At 39.5% G+C, this 24,334-nt stretch carries 24 protein-coding genes and 1 pseudogene; 2 read left to right on the forward strand and 23 right to left on the reverse strand.

Annotation, left to right across the window (positions count from 1 at the left end; genetic code table 11):
- Window positions 1-6 precede the first annotated feature (6 nt).
- On the reverse strand, window positions 7-441 hold the full coding sequence (locus BLO53_RS12670; protein WP_092062265.1) for a chemotaxis protein CheW: 435 nt from the start codon (window positions 439-441) through the stop codon (window positions 7-9).
- A gap of 120 nt (window positions 442-561) precedes the next feature.
- Between BLO53_RS12670 and BLO53_RS12675 the strand changes: the two genes are divergently transcribed.
- Window positions 562-1,344, forward strand: coding sequence for a MerR family transcriptional regulator (locus tag BLO53_RS12675; protein WP_092062268.1), 783 nt, complete (start codon window positions 562-564; stop codon window positions 1,342-1,344).
- Window positions 1,345-1,363: 19 nt separating this feature from the next.
- Here the strand turns inward: BLO53_RS12675 and BLO53_RS12680 are convergent, their stop codons facing one another.
- The 13 genes and pseudogenes from BLO53_RS12680 to BLO53_RS19270 form a co-directional block, all read right to left on the reverse strand.
- A complete protein-coding gene (locus tag BLO53_RS12680; RefSeq protein WP_176757276.1) occupies window positions 1,364-3,349 on the reverse strand; it encodes a methyl-accepting chemotaxis protein in 1,986 nt (661 codons plus the stop codon).
- 297 nt (window positions 3,350-3,646) lie between these two features.
- Window positions 3,647-4,390, reverse strand: coding sequence for a zinc dependent phospholipase C family protein (locus BLO53_RS12685; RefSeq protein WP_092062272.1), 744 nt, complete (start codon window positions 4,388-4,390; stop codon window positions 3,647-3,649).
- Between the two features lie 72 nt (window positions 4,391-4,462).
- On the reverse strand, window positions 4,463-5,374 hold the full coding sequence (locus tag BLO53_RS12690; RefSeq protein WP_176757277.1) for a carbohydrate ABC transporter permease: 912 nt from the start codon (window positions 5,372-5,374) through the stop codon (window positions 4,463-4,465).
- Window positions 5,375-5,405: 31 nt separating this feature from the next.
- Complete coding sequence (locus BLO53_RS12695) at window positions 5,406-6,299, reverse strand: ABC transporter permease subunit (protein WP_092062278.1); 894 nt, start codon at window positions 6,297-6,299, stop codon at window positions 5,406-5,408.
- A gap of 32 nt (window positions 6,300-6,331) precedes the next feature.
- Entirely contained in the window at window positions 6,332-8,095 is a 1,764-nt protein-coding gene (locus tag BLO53_RS12700; protein WP_176757278.1) for an MATE family efflux transporter, read from the reverse strand.
- 45 nt (window positions 8,096-8,140) lie between these two features.
- Window positions 8,141-9,640: an ABC transporter substrate-binding protein gene (locus BLO53_RS12705; RefSeq protein ID WP_092062284.1), complete on the reverse strand. Its 1,500-nt coding sequence runs from the start codon at window positions 9,638-9,640 to the stop codon at window positions 8,141-8,143.
- Between the two features lie 68 nt (window positions 9,641-9,708).
- The gene (locus BLO53_RS12710) at window positions 9,709-11,481 is read right to left on the reverse strand and encodes an MATE family efflux transporter (protein WP_092062287.1); all 1,773 of its coding nucleotides are present in this window, start codon (window positions 11,479-11,481) and stop codon (window positions 9,709-9,711) included.
- A 640-nt stretch (window positions 11,482-12,121) separates the two neighbouring features.
- Window positions 12,122-12,883: a nucleotidyl transferase AbiEii/AbiGii toxin family protein gene (locus BLO53_RS12720; protein ID WP_092062293.1), complete on the reverse strand. Its 762-nt coding sequence runs from the start codon at window positions 12,881-12,883 to the stop codon at window positions 12,122-12,124.
- Window positions 12,884-12,897: 14 nt separating this feature from the next.
- Window positions 12,898-13,122, reverse strand: a pseudogene (locus tag BLO53_RS19955) (nucleotidyl transferase AbiEii/AbiGii toxin family protein); the annotation flags it as partial.
- A gap of 1 nt (window position 13,123) precedes the next feature.
- Window positions 13,124-13,726, reverse strand: a complete 603-nt coding sequence (locus tag BLO53_RS12730) for a DUF6088 family protein (RefSeq protein WP_091821196.1) — start codon at window positions 13,724-13,726, stop codon at window positions 13,124-13,126.
- 173 nt (window positions 13,727-13,899) lie between these two features.
- The gene (locus BLO53_RS12735; protein ID WP_026527517.1) at window positions 13,900-14,337 is read right to left on the reverse strand and encodes a DUF4869 domain-containing protein; all 438 of its coding nucleotides are present in this window, start codon (window positions 14,335-14,337) and stop codon (window positions 13,900-13,902) included.
- Window positions 14,331-14,543: a helix-turn-helix domain-containing protein gene (locus tag BLO53_RS12740; RefSeq protein WP_026527516.1), complete on the reverse strand. Its 213-nt coding sequence runs from the start codon at window positions 14,541-14,543 to the stop codon at window positions 14,331-14,333. The genes BLO53_RS12735 and BLO53_RS12740 overlap by 7 nt, the downstream gene beginning before the upstream one ends.
- Entirely contained in the window at window positions 14,519-14,695 is a 177-nt protein-coding gene (locus BLO53_RS19270) for a hypothetical protein (RefSeq protein ID WP_176757279.1), read from the reverse strand. The genes BLO53_RS12740 and BLO53_RS19270 overlap by 25 nt, the downstream gene beginning before the upstream one ends.
- Window positions 14,696-14,983: 288 nt before the next feature.
- Here BLO53_RS19270 and BLO53_RS12745 point away from each other — a divergent pair, with 288 nt between their 5' ends.
- A complete protein-coding gene (locus BLO53_RS12745) occupies window positions 14,984-16,141 on the forward strand; it encodes a PqqD family protein (RefSeq protein ID WP_092062299.1) in 1,158 nt (385 codons plus the stop codon).
- A 4-nt stretch (window positions 16,142-16,145) separates the two neighbouring features.
- Here BLO53_RS12745 and BLO53_RS12750 read toward each other — a convergent pair whose 3' ends face one another.
- The 9 genes from BLO53_RS12750 to BLO53_RS12790 form a co-directional block, all read right to left on the reverse strand.
- Window positions 16,146-17,942: an ABC transporter ATP-binding protein gene (locus BLO53_RS12750; RefSeq protein ID WP_242875375.1), complete on the reverse strand. Its 1,797-nt coding sequence runs from the start codon at window positions 17,940-17,942 to the stop codon at window positions 16,146-16,148.
- A gap of 30 nt (window positions 17,943-17,972) precedes the next feature.
- On the reverse strand, window positions 17,973-18,398 hold the full coding sequence (locus tag BLO53_RS12755; RefSeq protein WP_092062302.1) for a hypothetical protein: 426 nt from the start codon (window positions 18,396-18,398) through the stop codon (window positions 17,973-17,975).
- A gap of 244 nt (window positions 18,399-18,642) precedes the next feature.
- Window positions 18,643-19,047, reverse strand: coding sequence for a hypothetical protein (locus tag BLO53_RS12760; protein ID WP_092062305.1), 405 nt, complete (start codon window positions 19,045-19,047; stop codon window positions 18,643-18,645).
- A complete protein-coding gene (locus BLO53_RS12765) occupies window positions 19,026-19,340 on the reverse strand; it encodes a MerR family transcriptional regulator (RefSeq protein WP_092062308.1) in 315 nt (104 codons plus the stop codon). The genes BLO53_RS12760 and BLO53_RS12765 overlap by 22 nt, the downstream gene beginning before the upstream one ends.
- Window positions 19,341-19,523: 183 nt before the next feature.
- Window positions 19,524-20,915, reverse strand: a complete 1,392-nt coding sequence (locus tag BLO53_RS12770; protein WP_092062311.1) for an MATE family efflux transporter — start codon at window positions 20,913-20,915, stop codon at window positions 19,524-19,526.
- 315 nt (window positions 20,916-21,230) lie between these two features.
- Window positions 21,231-21,977, reverse strand: coding sequence for a hypothetical protein (locus BLO53_RS12775; protein ID WP_092062314.1), 747 nt, complete (start codon window positions 21,975-21,977; stop codon window positions 21,231-21,233).
- The gene (locus BLO53_RS12780; protein ID WP_092062317.1) at window positions 21,971-22,915 is read right to left on the reverse strand and encodes a hypothetical protein; all 945 of its coding nucleotides are present in this window, start codon (window positions 22,913-22,915) and stop codon (window positions 21,971-21,973) included. The genes BLO53_RS12775 and BLO53_RS12780 overlap by 7 nt, the downstream gene beginning before the upstream one ends.
- 199 nt (window positions 22,916-23,114) lie before the next feature.
- Window positions 23,115-23,552, reverse strand: coding sequence for a DUF4869 domain-containing protein (locus BLO53_RS12785; protein ID WP_092062320.1), 438 nt, complete (start codon window positions 23,550-23,552; stop codon window positions 23,115-23,117).
- Window positions 23,546-24,322: a metallophosphoesterase gene (locus BLO53_RS12790; protein ID WP_092062323.1), complete on the reverse strand. Its 777-nt coding sequence runs from the start codon at window positions 24,320-24,322 to the stop codon at window positions 23,546-23,548. Before BLO53_RS12790 ends, BLO53_RS12785 begins: the two co-directional genes overlap by 7 nt.
- Window positions 24,323-24,334 lie beyond the last annotated feature (12 nt).

A 24,334-nucleotide genomic window follows, 5' to 3' on the forward strand; every position in this document is an offset into this window, starting at 1 on the left:
ACCTCCTTATGCCACAAATGATCCAACATTAAGGATCAGGGCAAGTTTATCTTCAAGGATAGAAGCGCCGCTAAAGAACTCACTATCGTCAAGAATTCCAAGTGGTTTACTTGCAATTTCCTGCTGTCCTTCAAGGCCATCCACAACAAAGCCAAAGTATGTTTCCTTATATCTGCATACTACAACGATGATATGGTCTTTATCAGTATCATCAGACTTGATTCCAAAGAGCTTATCAAGGTATACAAGAGGAATAACCATTCCTCTATGGTATATTACTGCTTCCTGGTCTACTGATGATATTTCGGCTATAACTATTTTTTCAATTGAAAGAATTGATGAAAGCGGAATTGCAAAGGTTTCTCCCCCAACGTGAGCTATTATGGCTTGAGAGTCTGTCTCAGGGGCCTTATCAATTGTCATAAGTTCGCACAGTTCCATTTCTTTTCTCGCTCCTTTATTGTTTCTTTTTCATTTATATTTAATACGGTATAATGTATATTGTATAAGGATTTAGCTATTTACATAGTAAATTAGCGGTTTCCGAATAGAGGAAAAAACATGATAAAATCCAAGTATTCCACCAAGCAAATCTGCCAGATTTTCAATATAACCAGAGAGACTCTGCGCCACTACGAGCGTGTTGGGCTCTTAGATCCATACATCAATCCGGATAATGGCTATAGGGAGTATAGCTATTGGGATGTGAGCACGCTTGTAGATATTCTGAAATACCGCTCACTTGGCTTTGCTCTTTCCGACACCAAGGACGCAATTTTCGATATGGATTTTCCAAAAATTGTTGATATGATGGAAAACCATACTGAGTATTACACAAACCTCATACAGCAGTATCAGCTTCTTCTTGATAAAGCAAAAAGGGATTTGCCCTATCTTAAAAGTGCCATGAACCATATTGGTGAAATTTCAGAGGCGGACATGGTGGATCTCTTTTTCATCCCCTACACAACTGACTCTGACAATGAATATTTCCCATCAATGCGGGCTGCTTTCGAGCATTCACAGTTCTTTTCCACAGCTCTTTACATAAATGGCCAGAATCATGATATGGACTGCTATGGCCTTATTACAGAAAAGACATATGCGGATTTCCTTAAGATCAAAAAGGGAACGCACATTAAAAAAGCTCACATTGTCTGCCAGATTGTGGATGTGATTGGTCGAACTCCTATTGACGAGACTATTGCCTCTGATTTTAAAAGATCCATAACCAGGATGTATTCAAAGGAGTTTGACACAATATACGCTATTTTGATTTCCAGGTTCTATGACAAGGAAAAGAGGTATCATCAATATTATTTCACTTTCTCAAGGCTTGAATGATACCTCTTTTGTCCCCTGATTACTTAAAGAACTGCATTTCCTCGTTGAGCTTCTCTGCTATATCCTTAAGATTTGTAGCTGATTCAGCAAGTGTGCTTACAGTAGCGGAAAGTTCCTCTACAGATGCGCCTGTTGTCTCTGTTGCAGCAGCATTTTCTTCTGAAATAGCTGAAAGAGATGCCATAGCGTTAGAAACGCTCTGGTTTGAGGTTACACATGTATCTGTCTCGCCTGAAATCTGTGTAACGCTTTCTACAGTCTTTTCAATGTCGCCTATCATGCCGTTTACAGCATCGATTGTATCTGCAAGGGCGATCTGCTGTGACTTATTCTCTTCAATAATCTCATGAGCAGCCTTAACAGCTGATGTAGACTCATCAAGAAGTGTCTCCATTACCTCATGGATCTCTTTTGCAAGCTTCTCTGAATCATCTGCAAGCTTTCTGATTTCTTCTGCAACTACAGCAAAGCCCTTACCGGCATCACCAGCTCTTGCAGCCTCGATAGAAGCATTAAGTGAAAGAAGGTTTGTCTGAGTAGCGATTCCTGAAATTCCCTCTACTCTTGCATTTATGTCAGCTACGGCATTCTGTGTAGCTGCGATTTTCTTGGCAATATCTTCGATCTTGCCAGTCATAACTTCGCTTGTCTCGTGGAAGTTTGACAAAGACTCGCTAGAAGTCTCTGATGCATTTCTCATACGGTCAGCAAGTGTGTTAAGGCTGTTTGCTGAACCCTGAACGTTTCCAATAGCCTCTGTGATCATGCCAGCATTCTCAACTGAGTTCTGTACCTCTTTTGCCTGCTCTGATGCACCTGAAGCGATGTCCTGAACTGCCTCTGCAACGCTCTCAGTTGTGGAAGCAATCTGGTTGGCCATCTCAGAAAGTTCCTCTGAAGATGTGTTTACAGTATTTGAAGACTCCTTGATGTGTCCAACAATGCTCTGAAGCTTGTCAATAACAGAGTTTGAATTGTTGACCATCTGGCCGAATTCATCGCTTCTCTTTGTGTATTTATCTATTTTCTTAAACTCACCATTTGCAAGTGATGAAAGAAGTTTGTTTACTTCCAGCATAGGATTTGTGTAGCTGCTTGCTATGAAAAGAGAAAGCACAAGTACGATAATTACCATGATCACGCCGATAATGATGATTCTGTTTGCTCCCTTTGCTGCTGCCGCTACAACGTCTGCTTCGCTTATAGCTGCACATACTGTAAATCCTGAAAGTGCGTTCTTGGCATAGCACAGATAAACTGGATATCCCTTGGCTGTACTAATGTAGAAGCCTGTCTCATCATTTGAAGACATGTATGGTGATGATGAGAAGTTCTGAGCTTCATCTGTTGCACTAATCTCAAAATCAGAATGAGCTACCATGTCGGCATTTTTATCAACAAGGAAAGCTTCGTCGGCCTCTGCTGAAAGAAGCTCATGAATGTCGTTAGGATTAAAAGTCTTATGAACTACACCAAGGACTTTCTTACTTTCAGTATCAACGACAGGCACTGCGATGCAGATGTTTCTTGAGTTTGTAACTGAACTTACAAATACGTTAGAAACAAATGGTGTTCCCTTGATTGCATTCTGGAAGTAGTCTCTTTCTGCGATACTCTTAAGTGCTCCGTCATCGCTTCTAAGGACCATCATTCCTGTAGTATCTGACATAACGATTGTGTTGTTATCTTCAAAAGCCTCATTTATAGCTACCATCTGCTGCTTAACTGCAGATGCGTCTGTAAGTTCTCCCTTAAGGAAAGATATTGTAAGTGGAGATGAAGCAAAGCTTGTAAGTGCTGTAAGAGAATTATTGAGCATCTTATCTACTTCAGACTCTATGAATTTAGCCTGCCACTCAATAGTTTCTTTTGCTGTTTCCTTGGCACTTGCTGTTGAGCTGCTATAGCTAACAACTACTGCAACAGTAAGTGGTATGATTGCTATCAATAACATAAGCGAAATTAACTTTGTCTTTACGCTGTTTGTGAACTTTGTCAGTTTCATGTTTCTTATTCCTCCGAAATTGTGTTTATGGTTATTATTATTTTCTTCAACGCATGCACGAATTTTTATAAACCCGGTTGTTACCACCATGTCAACATAAAATTTTAAAAAAAATATAAAATTGATAAATTTTATGCAATAGAAAAAGCCTCCGCGCTAGATAAAATCTAGTGTAGAGGCTTTTTTGATGATCTCTAGGGACAGGGTCACGGACCATTTTTTACTTTTTTGTCATGATCAGATATTTCTCATACTCTTTGAGTGCAGTAAGTTCACGCCTGTATAGGCCATAAATTGCTATATTTGTGGCGTGGTAGTCTTCGTATTTACCGAATAGTCATCATTTACAAGCTGCATCTGCACCGGAGAGGCATTTTCAAACTCTTTTATCTGATTAATGATTCTGTCAGGGACTTCCCTTACAAACTTTCGCATCATATCAGCTTTATAGTATTTGTGGGCAGATACGTCAATAGGATCCGGGAGATTGTACTGCACGTCTATGAGATGTCTTTTCATCTTCTTAATGCATTCAGCTTTCAGATAGTCTTCAAAATCTGTTTCATGCGAGTTTTCAAGAAGTTCCATGATCTCATCAGCGTCATCTATGTTCTGATAGAGCCACCTGTCTATTCTGGTTGATTCAGGGTAATAGACCTCTTTGAATTCGTCTATGGTCATTGGAGGAATCATCTCTTTTTGCAGGGTGCGCCAGATCGATAGATCATTCCAATAGTCTGTGAGGCAATGCACAACTATTCCGATATAGAAAGATCTTTTGACATTGTCTTTTTCTTTTACCACGTATTTGTTCCAAAAGGCTTTTATGTTCAATATCCAGTTATCGTAGTTCTGCGTATCTCCCCATGGTCCGCAATTTTCAAATAAATGGGAATGGATCTTCTTGCTCAGGTAATCCTCGTCAAAGTGCACCGAATCGGGCGCCACTGAGCCGAGGATGAACTCCTCTATATTCTCTGAAATTGCCAGTCTGTCTATTAGTTTGTAGGCAATTTCCATATGTGTGATCTGTCCTGCCATAATAAGTTCTCCTCTACTTTATACCGGTCAAAAATGAACCGCTGACTCCATCCCCTAGGGCCATAAAGCCAATCAACCTTTGATTGAACCAATAGTCAGCCCCTTTATAAAATATTTCTGAAAATACGGATATGCTATAATGACAGGCAAAATTACAGTGACCACAGTTGCCATTGTTGCAGAGTATTGAGGAATCCTTCCCTGCATTGCCGCAAGCGCAGACGAAGGTATATGCCTATTGGATAAAATTGCCTCTATACTCTTTTGTATATTGATAAGAAGAAGCTGCAAAGGTTTCTTTTTATCACTCTCCATGAAGAGCAGAGCATTCTGCCAGTCATTCCAGTACATTGTTGCTGTCATAAAACCAACAGCTGCGAGTGCCGGCTTAATGAGCGGGAATATCATTCTGAAAAAAATGGTATACTCTCCTGCACCGTCAATCCTGGCAGAGTCCATTATCTCTTTCGGTACACTGCTGATAATATATGTTCTGAAAATAATCACATACATCGTCTGTACGCTTTGAGGCAATATCAGTAAGAGAATATTATCTTTCATATGATAAAGTGAAGTGTATACGATATACATAGATAGCTGTCCGCCGCTAAAAAGCATAGGTATCAAAAGAAAGACTGTCAAAAACTTTCTTATGGGAAAATCCATCACAGTCAAAACATATCCGTACATGCTCATAACAAATAATCCCCATGCGGTTCCTGCAATTGTGATAAATATCGTTACCCCATAGGATATGAAGAGCTGCTTTTCATATTTTAAAACCGCTTTGAAGCCATTCAGCGACAGTTTTGATGGAAGAAGGCAAAATCCCTCTTTCAGCAAAACACTTTCATCGGTAAATGCAGCTACAATAACAAACAGAATCGGAATCGCAGTAGTTATAGTTATCAACAGCAATATCAAAAGAAGGACGATCTGTCCTACAGTTATCTTTTTATTATGTGTATTGTGTATTTTACCCATTCTTTTCTTTAACATTGGACCAGTGAGTTTATCAGAACAATGAATTGTCAGGATCAGTTTTTCGCACGAAAGTATTGGCAATGAGGATCAGTATAGTTCCTACAACGGATTGAAAAAAAGATGCTGCGGCTGTAAATCCATAATTGGAACTATGGAAAACCGCATTTAAAATATACGAATCAAGTACCTGTGTGGTTTCATACAGCGATCCACTGTTTCTTGTTACCTGATAAAATAAACCTGTATCCGAGTGAAGGATTCCTCCTGCTGATAAAAGGAGCATCACTGTAGCCATGGATTTAAGTGCAGGGAGTGTAATGTGCCATATCTGTTGCCACTTTCCTGCCCCATCGATTTGAGACGATTCATATAATTCCGGATCTATTCCCGCAAGAACCGACATGTACAGCACCGCCCCATAACCTGTGCCATTCCACATCTTTACAACAGTCAGTATTAACGGCCAGTGCTTTGCCTCAAGGTACCATCTCGTCGACAAGTTAAAAATGTTATTTACCAGTCCCATATCCGGATTCAGAAATGCATAAACTATAAACTGCACAGCTGTAAAAGAAATAAAAACCGGAGCAATAAGTATGCTCTGCATCACTTTGCTGATTCTTTTAAATATAAGCTGATCCATTGCTATAGCCAGACTGATTTCAAGGATCATCCCAACGACTGTAAAAATTAAATAATACATGATGGTGTTCCGCGTAATAGTAAAAAAAGTAGATTTGGATGCAATAAGATATTTGAAATTTGCCAATCCATTCCACGGGCTCTTCAGTATACCCAGTCTGTAATCAAAATTTTTAAAAGCTAAAACCAGACCACCCATCACAACATAATCAAAAAAGAAAAGGGTAAGAAATGCCGGAAGTGCCATTACTGTGAGTGCTCTGTTTCTCCTGTGTTTTTTCATGAAATCTGCGTACCTCACTTGAAAAAATATCGCTATTTGATTACTATAGTCAGGACATTGAGCCCAAACATATTCTGATATGTGAATTCATCTGCTATTTTTGATATCATACGTATCCCGATGTTTTTGGACATATCTTCAGAATTGAAGATTCTGCTTATTTCAACAGGATCAAAGGGTTTACAGTCATCTTTAATTCTGAGCATTATGCCGTTTTTCGTTGGGATAACCCGTACATCCAAACCGTGTTTTTTATTGTCGGCGTTGAAACCATGCCTAACAATATTGCCAGCCATCTCTTCCATGGCAAGTGCTGAAAAATAAGCTATCCGTCCTGAATATTTCTTATCTGTGACATATTTCTGTATTCTCTCGGAAGATCCTATAACGTCTTCCATACCGGTTATTTCAATACACAGCCTGTCATCATCCTTTACACCAAAATCATCCCTAAATAACAGCCATTCATCTTTATTCTTCGGGATATGTTTCCAATAGAAGACGGCATAAACAGGGTAAACCATTGCCGTTATCAGTCCACCAATAAAATCTGACCACCATATGCCTAAAATACCAATTATCGGAGCCAGTATAAGCGCAGGAATGACAGTCCCAAAATAACCGTCAACAATAGATGAGACCTGAACTGCAATGTTGTTTTTGGTTGCCTGCAGATAATTGGTCTGTACCTGAACCAGCAGGATCAGCGGCAAGGCAAGTGCATATATCAAATACTGTTGTTTCGTAAGGATATAAGTATCAGACGTATGATCCGGAAAGAATATGAGCGCCATTGGTCCGGAAAGCAGCATCATAATAAACATAATTGCAAACATCATAGCCATTACTTTAGTCAGTGCAAGCTTTATCAGATACTTAATTGAATCTCGATCCTCTTCACCCACATAAACACTGGAAAGCGTTCTTATGACTGTGCCGCATCCCATTCCCAAGGCGACAAAAAATCCCCCAAGCATATTCAGAGAAGCCCTCGCGGAAAGAGCCGGCTCTCCTCCATATCTCAGAATAATTCTGTTAATAGTAAGCCCATTTGCAGCTAAAAGAAACTCCAAAAGAGCCCCCGGACTTCCTATCTTGATCAGTTCAATTGTCTTTTTCCAAAGGATATTGCCGACACTGAATGTTAGTTGTGCTTTGTTTGAAAAATAGTATGAGGAAAGTATGAGAAAAAATATCCAATTACAGGCACTCGTTGCATATGCCAGTCCGATCACACCCATATCAAGCACAGTAATAAAGATAACATTCAGCGTTATGTTAAAGATTATTGTTACAACTACACCGATATAGTTTCGCTTGCTCTGATTCTCAATCTGAAGATAATGAGAAAGCGGTGCTGATAAGAACATCGGGATAAAGCCCAGAGAGTATCCTCTTGAATACTGTGCAACACTCTCTTTTAAGGACTCATCAGAGCCGCAAAAAATGGCAATTTGTTCGGGAAAACAGAAGCATACCGCCGTTGTTATTATGCCAAGCATAAGTGATAAGAAAATGCAAAGTGAGTAGACTCCATTGGCTTTTTCAATTTCTCCGGTTCCAATATAATTTCCACTTAGAACTGCAGCCCCGCCGAGTATTACAGAACTGATAGCCGATACTATTGTTACTATAACGAAAAACAGACCGATAACACCTACTGTCCTCTCATCGATATAACGTCCGGCAATAGTTCCATCAATGATGGAGTTTATGGATCCCATACCTATGAGCATAATTTGTACAGGCAACAGTTTAAAAAAAAGTTTCTTAATCACCACATTATCAGAAGCCACACTATACTTTCCTCTCCACGATATCATGAGAAATATAGATATCTCTTATTTTGAAGCTTTCCATGCATCATATTGCTTTATGGTTTCGGCAAGAACTTTTTGGTATCCGGCAGCATCAAGTTCTGATCTGTATTTTTCAAATATGTCCTCTACCTCTTTTTCAGCATATCCTCCTTGCTCCAGTACGTAGCCGTATTGATCGTATATGCTGTTGCATGCGACCCATTCGGCTTCTACAGTAGAAAAGTCAAATCTGAAGCCGTTAGCAAGTGCTTCCTCGGATTTTTTGTTAAACGTCTCATATAATTCCACTTTGTTTTCAGGCTCACCTGCCTCAAGAGGCACTGTTGCTATAGAGCCTGATTCCCAAGAGCTGTGATCATAGAGTCCGCCTTTTTTTACAACAAATCCGTTTTCAAGATCATAATCGGTTCCTTCTATCCCGAAGGTAAATAATCCCGCGAGCGTTGGATCAGTATACATAAGCTCCATAAAGTCTACACAAGCTTTTGCCTGTTCCTCAGTACTTGCAGATGATACACCAAAGCAGGAGCCCAATGTGCTGGAGGAGTTGAGGTAGTTCTTTGTCATATGGATCACATCGCATTCCTGTCCGTAGTTTAGGGAAGCCACCTCGTTGACAGGCACGTCCCACCAGAGCGCAAACCCCCAGTCAGTAGTACTAATTGTATTTTCAGGAATAGTTTTGGTAGCCTCTTCATCACTTATATAGTCCTTTTCGCCCCATCTGCTCATAAGATGCAAAAACTCCTTGTACTCAGGAAGAGTAAGACAATCTATCACCTCATTTGTATCACGATCAACAGCTATAAGCGTGCTTCCCAGGATGAATTCATATTCATCAAGGTAGAGTTTACTAAAGACTGGCATCATCTGCGTAAGGAGAGGGTATTTCACTCCATCCTGTTTCATCTGTTCAAGCATAGGCTCTATATCAGACAGTTTCCTCACTCCGGATAAATCCCATCCGTATTTTGACGCCTTTTCCACGGGATAAACCAGATCATATCCTTCAGGTGATTCCTTATAACAGGGGATAAAGTAATCTTTTCCGTCATATCGGGAAGAATCCCATACTTCCGTGGGTATAGAAGCCTGTAAATCTGTTCCGGCAATTAATTCGCTTAAATCATATACTGCTTTTCGTGAAACAAGATTATCGGTAGATAAGGCTTCCATCCAACTTGCGGTCCAGAAAAGATTAGCTTCACCGTTTGCTATGGCAAGGTTACATTTATCTTCATATTCACCCTGACCTAAATCCGTGAGCTTGATTTTTACGTCAATCTTGTCTGCAATGTAGTCATTTATTGCATTCTCAATTGCCTGAACTTCTGTACTGTCACAAGATGCGATATTAAAGGTGCAGTGATAAACTTCTATCTCGACTTTATCACTTTCCTGATTATCAGAGGAATCACTAATATCTTTACCTGCTGTACCTGACGATAAGTTTCCGCATCCTGAAAGCACAATTGCTATTACCGATAAAATAAGAAGAATAGATGTAAACTGATTTTTCATATAATGCTCCCAAGGTATTAAAAAAAGTGCATGTAAGAACTCTAAGAAGAGTTCACTTCCTTTTGTGATCAAATTTTAATGATCGTCGTATTCATTCCGTAAGTCCTGTAATAGCTTACATTCTTTACCGAATTCATAATTATCTTTATTCCGATTCCTGATTCCGAATTATCATCTCGTTCCATACGCTCAGCAAAATTCTTTAGATTGAATGCTCGACCGCCATCCCGCAAACGAATGATAACATCACCACCGTCAATGACCACCCGGATATCTGCAGTTTTGATTCCCTTACTGGTTTTAATTCCATGCTCTATTGAGTTCGTTGTCAATTCTTCAAAGCATACGCCGGCAAGGAAACATTTTCTGTCCTCGATCTTATGTCCCCGGCAAAACAATACGACTTGCTCACTGGCAAGGGCACAATCCTCAATAGACTCCAGAGGATAGGAAATCACATCGCCGGGTTTGGTGTAGAAGCTGTCGTCTAATTCAAGATAGTCAGCACCGGCAGGAAACGCTTTTCCTGATCGTTTTCTGTGAATGACCAAGCTGACAAGCAGCGTCAGTATCGGCGCAGTAGAAAATGCCATGAACACCCCTCGGACGCCGAACGGCACGACATACAACAATGCAGCTACAGTCAAAATGACCAGATTGGACGCAATCCCCATCCACTGTGCTTCACGGACATGTTCAATAGCCTGCAGATAACTGATTCTGGCTTGTACCAGAATGGAAAACGGCGTCCCTAAACATATTAAATATATGGCAAACCTCAACAGCTCTGCCGAAGCGTCGCTTTCCGTCAAAGCATATGACAACGGGCGAGCACATATCAACAGGACCGTAACAACACAAATGACTGCAACCAGGGTATATCGATGAGCCAGAACTCCATTTCCTTCCAGATCATCTCCGTTCTTTTCTCCCCAGCAGATCCCTGTCATAATTCCTACAGCACCGGCAATTCCTTTTGCTATGATCATAACCATATAAGCTATAGTACCGTTTATGGACAAAACGCAGGCTCCCACGACGCCTCCCGTTATGGACACGAGTGAAATAAAAAGGACAGACCGAAGCGTATCAGCCAATGAAAGAACAGCTTTTGGCGCAGAGGCAATAAAAACATCTTTTAATTCACTAAATTGCATCCTGACAAAGTGTAACTTTATAACATTCTCCTGACTTACAAAGTGCAGCATCGTTATGAGAAAATAGACAGCCGCTGCCGCAGAGGAGGCGACTCCAATACCAAATAGCCCCCATCCAAAGCGAACACTGAGAAGGTCGAGAACTATATCTGTAATGCATCCGCACGCCGAGGCAATGGACACAAGCCTCCCTCCATCGTCCAGTATTACCACCGGCGTCATGATACAAAATAACACATATGGAACGATTTCAAATGAAAGGCCATAAATGTATTGCTCAGCTAACGGTAAAAGAACAGCCGTATTCCCTCTTGCACCGAACATAACTGCCATCTGAGGTGTAAACAGAAAAGAAAGTACGGTCAATGCAAGCATCACAGCACCTATAAAGAAAAAGAGCTGGTTAAAAAGCCTGTTGACCTTGTCCACCTGACCTGCACCGATGTCTTTCGCACATACAGTCTGAATTCCCACAGCAAGACCTGCCGCGGGTATTTCCAATATGTAAAAAAAAGGTCCGGCAACAGTAACCGCCGCGATCTCTGTTTCTCCATAAAACGCACATACAATGATATTGTCGATCAGCACTGCGAGTGTTTGCGTGAAAGCGGCTATAAAGGCAGTTGCGAAAGACAGAAAAAACATACGTTGCTGTATTTTACTGATGTAAATCCGCTTGCTCATCACATTTATATCCTTCCCTGTATTTATTATACCATATCACGATTACTCGCAATCATCCCATGTGATCATCTGATGTTCATAAGGGCAAAAGCAATGGCACAAATCGTCCGGTGGACGATTGCTCTGTGCCGACCGGAGCGAAGCGTAGACAGAAAAAATCTATAACACAGTATATAACATGAAATGGCAATAGACTGTTGAAATACTCACAGAAAGCCTCGACACATACAAACACCACCCCGTATAATCAACTGCCACTATTGACAAAATTGCTCAGGTAGCAGAAATCAGACCATATGAAGTTAAACTTTGGAATATCAGCAGTAATCAGATAAGTAATTATCACTGCCTATCTTTAGAATGAAAGAATAGTAGCAGTCCGCCAGACAGGCGGACCGCACATATAATCATTAAATCGCAATTGGAACAGCTATCGCATGGACAGCATTAGCCTTCTGACGTCGTCCCTTTGGTCCTAGTCAAAAGGACCATCGTCTCGACATGCGGTACTACTGCATACAATTTAAACATCCTACGTAGATACTGGACCCAGGTATATTCACCCTTTTTTACATAGTTTGGGATGAAGGGGTTAAGAAATAGCGGACAACTATTTTCATTTTGGAAAAAGTTGCCCCTTTTAAACAAGGCTATGTATCTCTTTTTCAAGCTTATAAAGATACTCAATAATCGCATCAAAAGAAGGAACTGTGCCATAGATCATATTTTCCATAGCTTTATAGTCAGCTTTAACATCCGCCATTATATCTTCTCTTGGAATAAGCTGTACATTTGCTAATGTAGCTGTTTCATAATGAGCACCTTTGGAATAATAGAACTTCTGCTTAAAGGCAACATCCTTTTCCAATAGTTCTTTTCTTCCAAATGCAGACTCTTTAACCGCTGAGTTTCCCATAGAGTATACATCATAAAGGTGTCTTGCATACCTTGCAGGCAAAGGCTTACCTTCTGGGAAATTAGATAGTTTATGGAGAATCGTAATCTTCTCCCAGAAAGTACGCTCAATATCTATAGTTAATGCAGTTGTGGTTTTCTGCTCAAATACATCCGGATACTTTTCTGCCGCAAATGGTATAATCTCAGTATGGTGTGATGGCATCCACTCTGCCAGAGGTCCAATCTCCAGTCTTACCACAGGACGCAGATAATCAACATCAAATAGCTGTGGATAATAGAAATTAACAACCATCTCATCCTCAGTGTCCACAGCGATAACGCCTGTCTTTCCAAATTTATCCGACAGTTCTTTTTCCAATGTTGGTACCAGCACTTCTCTATAAAAAGAAGCTGCCTCAGAATTAAGTTCCTTATTATATTGATCCTGTTTGGTTTTGGATCTGTTATCCCATGGGTCAGCCTTTCCCTCAGTGACTTTCTCCAATCCAGAATTAAATCTATATCCTCAGAAAACCTTTCTATAGCATGGTAAGATTTCGATAAGCTTGTCCCACCTTTAAATACAAATATTTCCTTAAAACTGCTTTCATTAAAAAGATGATCTATCAGGAAACAAATCCAAAAGTCCTTTTCTATTGCATCTGCTCTTATTCCTACCTTTGCAGCAGTTGCTTCAAAAAGGTCCCTTCTATCCTGATTACTTGCTGTGGCTACCTTTCTCATATTAACAACAAACCTTCCTTATAGTTTCATGTATCCATTCCGCGCTGTCAGCCGATTCCATAAGGATCAACTCCTTATCCTCATGAGCAATCTTATTTCTAAGAGTTTTTATTATGCTCTCATCTACTCTTTCTTTTCCTAATGTCTTTAAGGCTTCAATAATCATCACGGTTAAGGTCGACATATTGCTGATATCTCTATTAGTCCTGTGTTTAAACGAAAGCTTCGCATTCTCTATTTCAAACTCCCTATATGGGCCATCACTAACAAAAACCCAAACAGAAGGAACCTGCGTAGAAAGCCCCAGCTTATTAAGCGCAACATCACCTGCAGGAGAAATATTCCAGTGATATCCCCTGGCTATAGCATAAGCAACTGCCTCTGGATTTGTAGGAAGTATTTCTTTTAAGAAAGAACTATAACGTGGCTTTTCATATACGCCATCCATAACCCTTTTGATATTGCCTTTTTCCGTTTGCCTTCCAAGGCACTTCCTAACCGTAGTATTACTTGCTAAGTCCGAAAAATCAGATGTAAGGAAAATAGCGCCATCTTCTGCTTCTAATATTCTATTGTTGATTTCATTAGAAATAGTCGTAGCCATTTTTACGCCTCCTGTCACGATTATTATACAATTATCGTGACACTTTTTCAATACGCAAACACCCTGTTTCGTCAGATAAATTGTGCAGTTTATCTGACGATCTGCTGCGGCTATTATGATGAGTGGTTGTTTCCAAAATGGAAATAACCACCTTCAGCATTTTTCTATTGGCATCAAACATATTTCAGTGCAATATGCCTATATTCCTCAGCAGAATAAACCTTCTTGTGCGCATTGAGAATTTCAATTTCTATATCACCACAATCATCAAAGGGCAAATAGTATCTCAAATTAACAGTAACATCTTCTCTACGTCCAATCTCAACAAGCCACTTGGCACAATTCTCTCCGCACTTTGTAGCGTTATACATAAGATCAGGCATCTTATAAATACAAATGAGTGTTTGTACTCCTTCTGAAAGCCTTTCTGGCGGAATAGGCCCCATCTCATCATTTATGATAAGCTGATTTCCCTTATAATACGACTTATCTACATCTGCCATTATTTCAGCTACAAGAGGATCCTCAAACCACTCCTCTTCGTAATTAAATCTGAACCATGATGGTACATGCATAGCTCCTTCTGTTTCACCAAAGATAATTCTTAGCATGTTTTATCGTCCTCATCCTTTTTAAACAGCTTTTCCATTCTTATGTAGTACTCCAAAAGCCTTACTACATAGTCCGGAGCATGGCGCATATCACGTTCCCATTCAGTGACAGTTCTATAAGGGATATCAAAATACTCACAAAACTCCTTGCGGTTCATGCCAGTACTTTCACGTAGTTCTTTTATTTTTTTAGCTTTATCATCCATAAGAATGCTCCTTCAACATCACCTGCAAGACCATGTGTCTTACAAAAATACCTGACATTCTCACGTGAAGTTCCTACTACAATACCTATTGATTTGTAACCAAGACCTTTCATTCTTAGCTGCGTTATCTGGCGCGCCATTGCTTCTGTCATTGTGATACCTCCTTATCTGAACATATAGTTTTTGTCCCAAGTAGTGGGCATACTATACGTCACTCTTAAGGAGGTATTAGTCAAGAACCTAATCCCTTTATGTCCCTGTGCATAATAATTCCACATAGGCATATTCTTATGATCCTGTGTTAGACATGCAATTCTAATATGCTGAGCAAATTCTTTATTAACCTCATCAAGCATATATTTAATTTGTTGAAAATTAATATGCTATAATATGCTGGTATTATTCGTATTAAACCTTATTTTCTTAAGAGTGGGGAACCTATGATCAGAAATAACGATTTTACTCTTGAATATATCGGCGACACTCCTTGTCTGCTAACGCATGGTCAAAGCGCAGCAGATAGGAAGAAAAGCTTATTTCTAAATGATACCGGTGTTTTTATCTGGAATTTACTCTCCAAAGATCTGACAATTGAAGAAATCTTTGATAGTTGCTATGAACACTTTGAGATAGACGAGGCAGATCGCCCTGACGCAAAGCGTTCCATTCAAAGCTTTATGGATTCCCTTTGTTATTCAGGAATGGTTATAGATACTGATTTTTATAAAAAACTTAAACTCAAGAAATATGTCAGCATGAATATTGCCGGTATCTGCGTAAATTTGTTCGGCAAGGAAGAACTGTTTGATGATAGCTTTATGACTTTTGCTGATGATGAATACACTTGCTCAGCTGATAAAACCCAGAATATTTATGTCTATCATATTGCACCTGTAATACATAAATCCGGTGAACTGATCATTCGTGATAAAGAGGTATCCGTCATAAAAACATGTGATAAATATATTCTCATTTTCCCGTTATGGGAGCATGTTGACGAGCTTCATATATCACCGGACGGACAGATGGTATCTGTTTTTGTTAAAGATACTGATAATGCCAAGGAAGAAGTATTCTGGGCTATTCGTCACGCTTTCCTTTATATGGCAAGAATCCATAACTTATTTGCCATACATTCGGTTTCCGTTGAGTATGATCACAAGGCTCTTCTCTTTTCTGCCGGATCCGGAATCGGCAAAAGTACACATGCAGCGCTTTGGAATAGATTGTACGGCGTAAGACAGATCAACGGCGATTTGAATCTATTGGGAAAAGGTGATGATGGCAAAATATATGCGTATGGCATGCCATGGTGTGGAACTTCAGGAATCTATGATGCTAAAGACTATGAGCTTAAAGGAATAGTACTGCTTCGTCAGGATCCCAAGAATTTTGTAAGTCATTTGCAGCCGGAAGCTAAAGCTCTGGCTATTATGAACCGAATCATCTCTCCGATGTGGAATAGTGAGATGTCCTTAAGCGTTATTCGCTTCGCGCAGGAAGTTAGCGCTGACTATCCAGTATGGAATTACAGCTGCAACACCTCAGATGATGCAGCTGCATTCATAAAGTTCCAAATCGATAGTACAACAGCTTAAGTATTCAGGCGATGCTTTCCATCTCGCTGATTTCCTCATCAGATAACTTACAACAGTTGCCGTTTCTGATAGCATATACTCTATCGCATTGTTTTAATACTGAAGGTCTATGTGTAGTAATAATAGTGGTCCTAGGATATTCATCTGCCATGATATTCTTAAGGACCTCTTTTTCTGTCCATACATCAAGAGCAGAGGTTGCTTCATCCAGAAGAAGTATAGGCGACTGTCTAAGGATTGCTCTGGCAATAGACAACCTCTGGGCCTGTCCCTCTGAAAAGCCACTGCCGTGCTCTCCCATCTCACTGTTTATGCCTTCAGGAAGTTTCTTGACAAAGTCCCACGCACAAGCCATTTTCAGGGCTTTGATGATCTCGTCATCCGTTGCATCCTTTTTTACATTTCTCATATTTTGAGCTATAGTTCCCGAGAACATTGTATTTCCTTGTGGAACATATGCAAAAAGACTTCTCGTTGCAGCTGTTGCATAGAGACTATCTTCAAGTTCCCCATCACCGGTCGTTATACGCACCTGTCCCTCACCGGGCCTTATTATAGCAAGAAGTAGTCTTAGCATAGTTGTCTTTCCTTCGCCTGAAGGTCCGACAAATGCAACTGTCTCATGAGGATTAGCATTAAATTCAGCCTTGGAAAAGACATTTTCTGCACCTTCGTAAGCAAATGACACGTTCCTGGCTTCTACTCCTATTCCCTTACCTGCATGCTCCTGCCCAAATCTTTCAACCTCTTCGGCATTGGAATAATCGTCTCTTGGAAGGTCCAGTATGCTTTTAACTCGGTCAGCTGAGTTAAACAAGCTAAGAGATGTTGGTACAAAACTGATAAGATTAGAAACTGAGCCTGTAAGAGAACTTGAAAGGCCTATAAACATGGTCATTGTTCCGTATGTGATAGCTCCGCTCCAGACCTTGTATACGCCCCATGCCTGTGCAGAGTAGGATACAAGCATAGATACAAATGTCAGTATAAAAGTATTGAGCATTGATATCTTCTGGTACTTAAGCGTAGCTTCTGTATATCCTTTTTGTATTTCTTTTAGCCTGTCTATGTGATATGACAGCATATCAAAAGCTTTTATTGTCTGAATATTCGAGAAGGTCTCCTGATGAAAACCGTTCATTCTAGCGGATGCTGACATAGTTCCCATTCCGCTCTTTCTCATCATCTTCATAGAATAGCGCGAACTGATCAGTGTTATCGGGATGCTGGCAAGCGCAAAAATAGCGAATGTCCAATCGTATATGCAAACCATATATAAAGCGGATGCAAATCTGAAAATATAGATTATAAGGTTTGGTACAAGTGTCAAAATTCCTGATGCAATATTGGAAGCGTCACTTCCGCATCTCATAACAAGGTCACCGGAATGATATTTAGACAGGGATTGCCAATCCGTTCTTAATATTCCTTCAAAGATCTGCGCCTTTATCTCATTATTAACCTTAAGACTGATTTTGGTGGAAAGGTAACTTGATATCTGCGAAACACAAGTATTCACTACTGTAAGTACAATCATGATTATAAATGTGCGCAAAAGTTCCCCTGTGCGATGTCCTGTGATTATATCTACCAGGTCTCGTGAATTAAGGCTTGTAAAAAGACCAAGTATTATGCCGGTCATGCCAAGTAAAGTGTATATTACAATAGCGGGTATATGGTTTATTGCATATCCATATATCCACTTGAATATCATTAGCTTGTCTTTTAGCTTTCCTTCTTTAATTCTGTTGAAATAATATCTTATCTTCCCCATATCGTAAAAAAGAAGCACCACGTTCATATGTGGTGCTCCAATAAAAATCTCTAATAATTAGTTAAGAGGCCGTACATCTCTTATTTTAAGTTCAGTCATTGTACCACTTGTACCTGATTCACGAATAGAGCCGCCTTCAACAATAACTTGGAATATGAAATCTGTCCATTCGTTAGCATTAAGATGTCTATTAACATCAATACGGAAAGATGTATCAGATTCTTTTGTTATTGTATACTCAGAACTTCCAAAGCTCTTAATTGGTACTATTGAATCAATATAGATACTGAATCTCTCCCAAACCTCATTTAATGGATTCTGGAAGTGTACTCTAACGTCTGTATGAGATCCGCCATTGTTGTTATCGTCATTAAGCCATGCGCAGGGTGGATTCGGAACAGGAGTTCCACTTCCGCCAAAAACACCTTCAGACGTAAATTCGAGGCCAAGTTCCATTAACTGTGGTACTTCAAAAGTCTTCATTATATCCCCCCAATAAAATGGATTTTATATCATCCATTTCCATTTTTTGATAGTGAAATTATAAAATGATTTAGAAAAAATAGCAATGAAATATCGATAATCTAACAAAATTGAAAGATTGTTATTCCTTAAGAAGAATGAAGGGGTTAAGAAATAGCGTACAACTATTTCTGTTTTGGAAAAAGATGCCCCCTTTTAAGCAAGGCTATGTATCTCTTAATGTTGACACTCTTCTTGAATCCGGTCACTTTTTGTAGCAATGCCAGAACTGGCTTCTTGCCTCAAGCACAAACTCACCGTCTTTTTCAATTTTATCGGCAAAATATGCAAGTAGCTTGTTCTCATATCCGGCAATAGCTTTCTCATGAGCCCTGTAGTAATCCTTCATCTTCTCCACGATTTCTTTTGCCTCTGTGTAATGCCAAAAATTAGGCAAAAGAACTGACTCCACCCTTGCAAAATATTTCTCCATCATGGATATATACTGATTTCTCTTCTCTGTCTGACCAGCTATTGTTTCATCTATGAATGATGAGTCTTCTCCTATAGCTTCAATAGCTTCTTTAAAGAGATTGTTCCAGTTTGCCACGTTAGCACCGTTGAAAGCAAACAGACCATCCTCTGCGACTACATTACCGGCATGTGCCACACCAGCTGATATTTCTTCTCCTCCATATTCTGAAGCTGAATTTCCAGCGCGCTCTTAATGTCACTGGCTTCACCACTCTTTAGATTATCTCTGATTTCTTCGAGGGAAAACCCTATCTGCTTAAGTGCCACAATCTTTTCCAAAATCTGCAGTGCTGCGTAATCGTAAAGCCGATAGTTACCTTCAGAGTATTCGGTGGGTTTAAGTAACCCTTTTTCATCATAAAGACGTATTGCCTTCTGTGATACTCCCGCTTTCTTTGCCATTTCTCCTGATGTCATTTTCTTTTCCATTTTCGGAACCTCCTTCTTGTTTCTAAATCCACCTTAAGGGGTTCCCTAAGGGAAGAGTCAACAGGCTTTTTGTTTTTTTCTTTAAGTATTATAGCAGGAAATTATCAATCATTCTCTTAATGGTTCTATCTGTCGTCAGATATATTCTTATTTTTTCAAGTGAAAAGACTTTGAGTCGCTGACTTACATTCCGACTCTCATATACGTATTCCTGAATAAGCGCGCTACTAGAGCAACTGCAACAATTGCCGCTATTATCTCTCCGATTGGGAATGCAAACCATATGGCAAAATCAGCATTTGAAAGTCTCGCAAACCAAATGGAAAGTCCAAGGGGAACCAGAAACAATCTAAGGACTGATATTATAAGGGAATTAACTCCTGCTTCCATTGCCTGAAATACTCCCTGGAGAGCAATATTTATTCCTGCAAATACAAATCCTATTGCTATTATTTTCATGGCCCTTACACAGAGGCTTTCGGTATAATCAGCAAGATTGAATATTGAAGCAAGGCCTTCGCCTCCAAACTCCATTAGGGCTACGCCAATCAGCATGACGATGGTTATATAAATAAGGCCATATTTTATAGCCTTTTTTACACGGCTTTCTGATCCCATACCATAGTTATAGGCCACTAGTGGTGTTATGGCATCTCGTATTCCAAATCCTGCAAAATATATGAACTGCTGTATTTTATAAAAAATTCCATAAGCTGTAACGGCTGATTCCGATACGCCTACATAGATCATATTTACTGCAAATGTCATAAAGCTCATGAGCGCCTGCATTATAATAGCCGGTAATCCAATACTGTAGATGTTACCAATTATCCTTGCATCGGGCTTCAGATATCTCCAGTCGAGGGCAATCTCTTTATTCTTGAAGATCTGCAAGTACAGTGCCATGAAAAATGAAACAAACTGTCCTATTACTGTAGCTATCGCTGCGCCTTTTATTCCCAGAGCAGGGAGCCCCGCAAGTCCATATATCAGGATGGGATCCAGCACTACATTGGTAAGTGCGCCAGTCACCTGAGCGATTGTTGAGAGCTGTGTCTTGCCTGTAGACTGGAGCATTTTTTCAAAGATTCCAAACATTATATTTCCAAGGCATAACAGGGTGCAGATTCTTAAGTAAGAGCCTGCCATCTGTATAACTGTCTCGTTGTTAGATTGAAGATTTAAGTATGCATCTATTCCAAATAGGCCAAACAAAAAGAATATTACATACATTGTTATTCCAAGGAAGATTCCATTGCCAGCTGTGTGGGCAGCTTCGTCTTTTTTTCCTGCTCCGAGAACTCGCGATAGGGCAGCTCCCATTCCTACTCCTGTACCTATTCCAAATGCCACAAATAGCATCTGGACGGGAAAAGCCAATGTAAGCGCATTTACAGCCATTTCACCTGCATTCACAATGCCATCATAGTCAGGCATATTGGCAACAAACATGCTATCCACTATGTTATATGCGGCCTGCAGCATCATGGAGAGGATAACGGGAATGCTCATCTTCAGAAGTATTTTTTCCACGGGCTCAGTCGCCATAGGATTTTTTGTTATCTGTTCTTTCATTTTTTCACCATCCATTTCAAGCAATAAAAAAGCACTATGGGTGGAAGTACGTTTCTCACGGGAGTATAGTCTTCCAACTCATAGTGCTATATTTATAGCGTTATTTTTTTGAACTCAATTAAAATATCATCTTTTTCTTTTGATGTCAAAGGGGCAGTTACGCTCTATATTACTTGACTCGCGACAGAAGAACTACCGTCTCGATTTGCGGTACTACTGCAGACAATTTAAACATACTGCGTAGATACTGGGCTTTGGTATGTTTACCCCTTTTTACATAGTTTGGGATGAAGGGGTTAAGAAATAGTTGCCCCCTTATAGAAAGGTCTCCCTTAGTCTCTGTGCAACTTCTTCGGTTGTAACACCATAATTAATCAATGTATTAACATCAAATGGATCAGTATCCAGCAATTCTATAAACCTACTAATATCGTCATACACAGTTTCAGGCAAAGAAAGTGGCCTTTCAACAACCAACTCAGTAATTATCCTTAGAACATCCTTTTTATGCTTTTTGTATTCTGAAGAATGAACCGTTTCACCTGCATCGCGCTTAGCTTTCAGATCCAGATATGCCTTGGCTTTAAATAAAATGAGATATTCCGGCCTAAGCACTGACAAATGTTCGACCACAGTTCTTCCTTCCAGAAGAATCTTATAATAGTCTTCATTTAAAAGGATACCTGACAAGCTTGATATTTCATCATCTATATGTATTGGTGTTAAAATATTCGGCTCTCTTATCGGAAATTCTGTTCTAGCAAATAGCTCAATCATCACCGGATATCCTGCGTTTTGCGGATCAGTAAATCTAAAAAACTGTGGTTTTCCCGAACTTGTAGCCTTGTGCTGATAATCGCCATCTATTATGAATTGCCAAAACTTTTCTCCAAAATCCGGAGTTAATGCTTCGACAATCAAAACCATATCCAGATCTCTTGTAGCTCTAAAAGCAATTTCATTATTTGAAAAGTTTATATCGCAAGCAGCACCTCCTATAAGGACGTATTTGTCCTCATCTCCTTCAAAATGCTGCTTAAATTTTTCTAACCCTGCTACCATACATACTCCTCTAACATTTCTTCTATCGACAATTCGACCCTTTCATCATTTTTCTCATCATCTAATGATAAACAAACGCTCAAAGGGTCTTGAATATTCTTTTTAACTGAATCTATATAATACCCTAATTCTAAGACAACGCATCCAATTTCATCATTTCTGCCTGCCTGTTTCATTGTCCTTATGCCACTTTTATTTATATCCTCTTTGGTAATAGCATATGTTGGATACGCGTTATCTGATAACATTGAATATTCGCAAAGGGCGGATATTCCTGCCATTTTGCTCAGCTTAACATTTTCAACCAAATTGAACTTTCGAATAACCGGGTTTCTGCAAAAAGGTTCTATTGCTCTCCATGCTGCTTTCTTATCAGGATTCACCGTAATAGCACGGTACCTCCCCTTGCTGTCCAAGACGTCTATACCAAGATACTCTATTTCATCAAAGCACTTACTTATTGCCATCTTGGAAACGCCTAGACGAGATGCAATATACGTAACAGTAGCCTTTTCATATCCTTCTATAATTCCCAAAATTAACATCTTTTGCGTCAGAAAAGAGATATCGTGTACAGGTTTCAGTTGTCTATCATTACCGGAAAGAAGCACACCTAAAAAAGGTAAATACACATCTCTATTCTCTAATACAAACGGTATCCCCTCTTCAACCATTTTTTCTTTTGAATAATATGTGGTTTGTTCTAAGAAAACTACGCAGTTAAGTTGCACTGTTTTTTCAAGCAAAGACCTATGCTTACGTATCTGTGATAAGCCCACACTGTTCTTGGGTTGCATTGCAATCCATTCAGCGCCATTAGTTTTTACTCGATAAAGAATATACATGCCTTTATAAAACAGTGGTAATCCTTTGTATAATGACTCATCTTCGTCCAAAGTTACATTCATATGAAGTGCTTTTTCAAGGTAATCTTTCATAATTATCTCGCTTTTTAAATTGTAAATCATTTTAGTTTACAATTTAAATATAGCACCATGAACTAAATAATTCAAATTAAAACAATTACCTCTTGCGTCAGATAAATTGCATAATTTATTTGACGAACTGCTGCTTCTACTATGATGAGTGGTTATTTCCAAAATGGAAATAACCACTTTCAGCAATTTGCTAGTGCCATCAAACATATTTCAGTGCAATATGCCTATATTCCTCAGCAGTATATACCTTCTTGCTCTCGTTGAGAATTTCAAGTTCTATATCACCACAATCATCAAAAGGTAAATAATATCTCAAATTAACAGTAACATCTTCTCTACGCCCGATCTCAACAAGCCACTTGGCACAATTCTCTCTGCACTTTGTGGCATTATACATAAGATCAGGCTTTTTATAGATACAGATGAGTGTTTGTACACCTTCTGAAAGCCTTTCTGGCGGAATAGGTCCAAGCTCTTCATTTACAATAAGCTGATTACCTTTATAATACGACTTATCTACATCAGCCATTATTTCAGCTACAAGAGGATCCTCAAACCACTCCTCTTCGAAATTAAATCTGAACCATGACGGTACATGCATTGCCCCTTCTGTTTCACCAAAGATAATTTTTAGCATGTTTTTGTATCTTCCTCACCCACTGTAACCGTACAAACTTTATATCCAAGTTTCCCCATAACTGGTATCTTTTCGTATATCCTAGTTTCAGTATCAATTATGATCATAGCTGATTCTCCAATCTGCCTTCCGTCACTATATGTTGAAAAAACATCTGTAGAAATGAAACCATTTTTCTCATATATATTCTTGACTGGAGTATGACCTACTACCTGAGTGAAGTCTTCTCTCCTAAAAGCTTCAACATCTTTATGCTGCGGTCTATACCAAAGCGGTGATTCATCATCCCACATGTATTTATCTGATGCGCTGTTCACCGCTTCCAAAACTTCTTCTATGTCTGCATCCAGTAATTCAGGATTTAATCTGCTGACATACTCCGCAGTCAGCCCACCATGCATAAATAATACATTATCAATCCTATGTATAAATGCAATCTGAGATTTGTCATGTAAGGAATCCTTTAGCTCATCAAGCTTTGAAATCACAGTTCTTTCAGCGTATGGCGAATAGCCTGTTTCAAGCTTGCCCCAAGGATAACTAACATCATGATTTCCATAACACCACAAAGTCTCAGAATACTCCTTGGCAAAAGAAATAGCCCTATCGAAAGTATCTCGGTATTGATTCACACTGAGTTCTTTTCCCCAATCATCAGGTATGTCCATAAGACACACTGCTATATCAGCCTTGCCTTCCCTAAGGATTTCTTCTGCCCTGTCAAATATCCAAGGTTTTAAGTGTATATCAGGAATTACAAGTACTTTCATTTATCAAATCCT

The organism is Butyrivibrio sp. INlla14, assembly GCF_900102515.1.
Taxonomy (GTDB): Bacteria; Bacillota; Clostridia; order Lachnospirales; family Lachnospiraceae; genus Butyrivibrio.

Bases quoted from the DNA above. Each gene is read 5' to 3' on its own strand.
- BLO53_RS12670 (WP_092062265.1), bottom strand. From the start codon at position 441: ATGGAACTGTGCGAACTTATGACAATTGATAAGGCCCCTGAGACAGAC.
- BLO53_RS12675 (WP_092062268.1), top strand. From the start codon at position 562: ATGATAAAATCCAAGTATTCCACCAAGCAAATCTGCCAGATTTTCAAT.
- BLO53_RS12680 (WP_176757276.1), bottom strand. From the start codon at position 3,349: ATGAAACTGACAAAGTTCACAAACAGCGTAAAGACAAAGTTAATTTCG.
- BLO53_RS12685 (WP_092062272.1), bottom strand. From the start codon at position 4,390: ATGGCAGGACAGATCACACATATGGAAATTGCCTACAAACTAATAGAC.
- BLO53_RS12690 (WP_176757277.1), bottom strand. From the start codon at position 5,374: ATGGGTAAAATACACAATACACATAATAAAAAGATAACTGTAGGACAG.
- BLO53_RS12695 (WP_092062278.1), bottom strand. From the start codon at position 6,299: ATGAAAAAACACAGGAGAAACAGAGCACTCACAGTAATGGCACTTCCG.
- BLO53_RS12705 (WP_092062284.1), bottom strand. From the start codon at position 9,640: ATGAAAAATCAGTTTACATCTATTCTTCTTATTTTATCGGTAATAGCA.
- BLO53_RS12710 (WP_092062287.1), bottom strand. From the start codon at position 11,481: ATGAGCAAGCGGATTTACATCAGTAAAATACAGCAACGTATGTTTTTT.
- BLO53_RS12730 (WP_091821196.1), bottom strand. From the start codon at position 13,726: ATGGCTACGACTATTTCTAATGAAATCAACAATAGAATATTAGAAGCA.
- BLO53_RS12735 (WP_026527517.1), bottom strand. From the start codon at position 14,337: ATGCTAAGAATTATCTTTGGTGAAACAGAAGGAGCTATGCATGTACCA.
- BLO53_RS12740 (WP_026527516.1), bottom strand. From the start codon at position 14,543: ATGGATGATAAAGCTAAAAAAATAAAAGAACTACGTGAAAGTACTGGC.
- BLO53_RS19270 (WP_176757279.1), bottom strand. From the start codon at position 14,695: ATGACAGAAGCAATGGCGCGCCAGATAACGCAGCTAAGAATGAAAGGT.
- BLO53_RS12745 (WP_092062299.1), top strand. From the start codon at position 14,984: ATGATCAGAAATAACGATTTTACTCTTGAATATATCGGCGACACTCCT.
- BLO53_RS12750 (WP_242875375.1), bottom strand. From the start codon at position 17,942: ATGAACGTGGTGCTTCTTTTTTACGATATGGGGAAGATAAGATATTAT.
- BLO53_RS12755 (WP_092062302.1), bottom strand. From the start codon at position 18,398: ATGAAGACTTTTGAAGTACCACAGTTAATGGAACTTGGCCTCGAATTT.
- BLO53_RS12765 (WP_092062308.1), bottom strand. From the start codon at position 19,340: ATGGAAAAGAAAATGACATCAGGAGAAATGGCAAAGAAAGCGGGAGTA.
- BLO53_RS12770 (WP_092062311.1), bottom strand. From the start codon at position 20,915: ATGAAAGAACAGATAACAAAAAATCCTATGGCGACTGAGCCCGTGGAA.
- BLO53_RS12775 (WP_092062314.1), bottom strand. From the start codon at position 21,977: ATGGTAGCAGGGTTAGAAAAATTTAAGCAGCATTTTGAAGGAGATGAG.
- BLO53_RS12780 (WP_092062317.1), bottom strand. From the start codon at position 22,915: ATGAAAGATTACCTTGAAAAAGCACTTCATATGAATGTAACTTTGGAC.
- BLO53_RS12785 (WP_092062320.1), bottom strand. From the start codon at position 23,552: ATGCTAAAAATTATCTTTGGTGAAACAGAAGGGGCAATGCATGTACCG.
- BLO53_RS12790 (WP_092062323.1), bottom strand. From the start codon at position 24,322: ATGAAAGTACTTGTAATTCCTGATATACACTTAAAACCTTGGATATTT.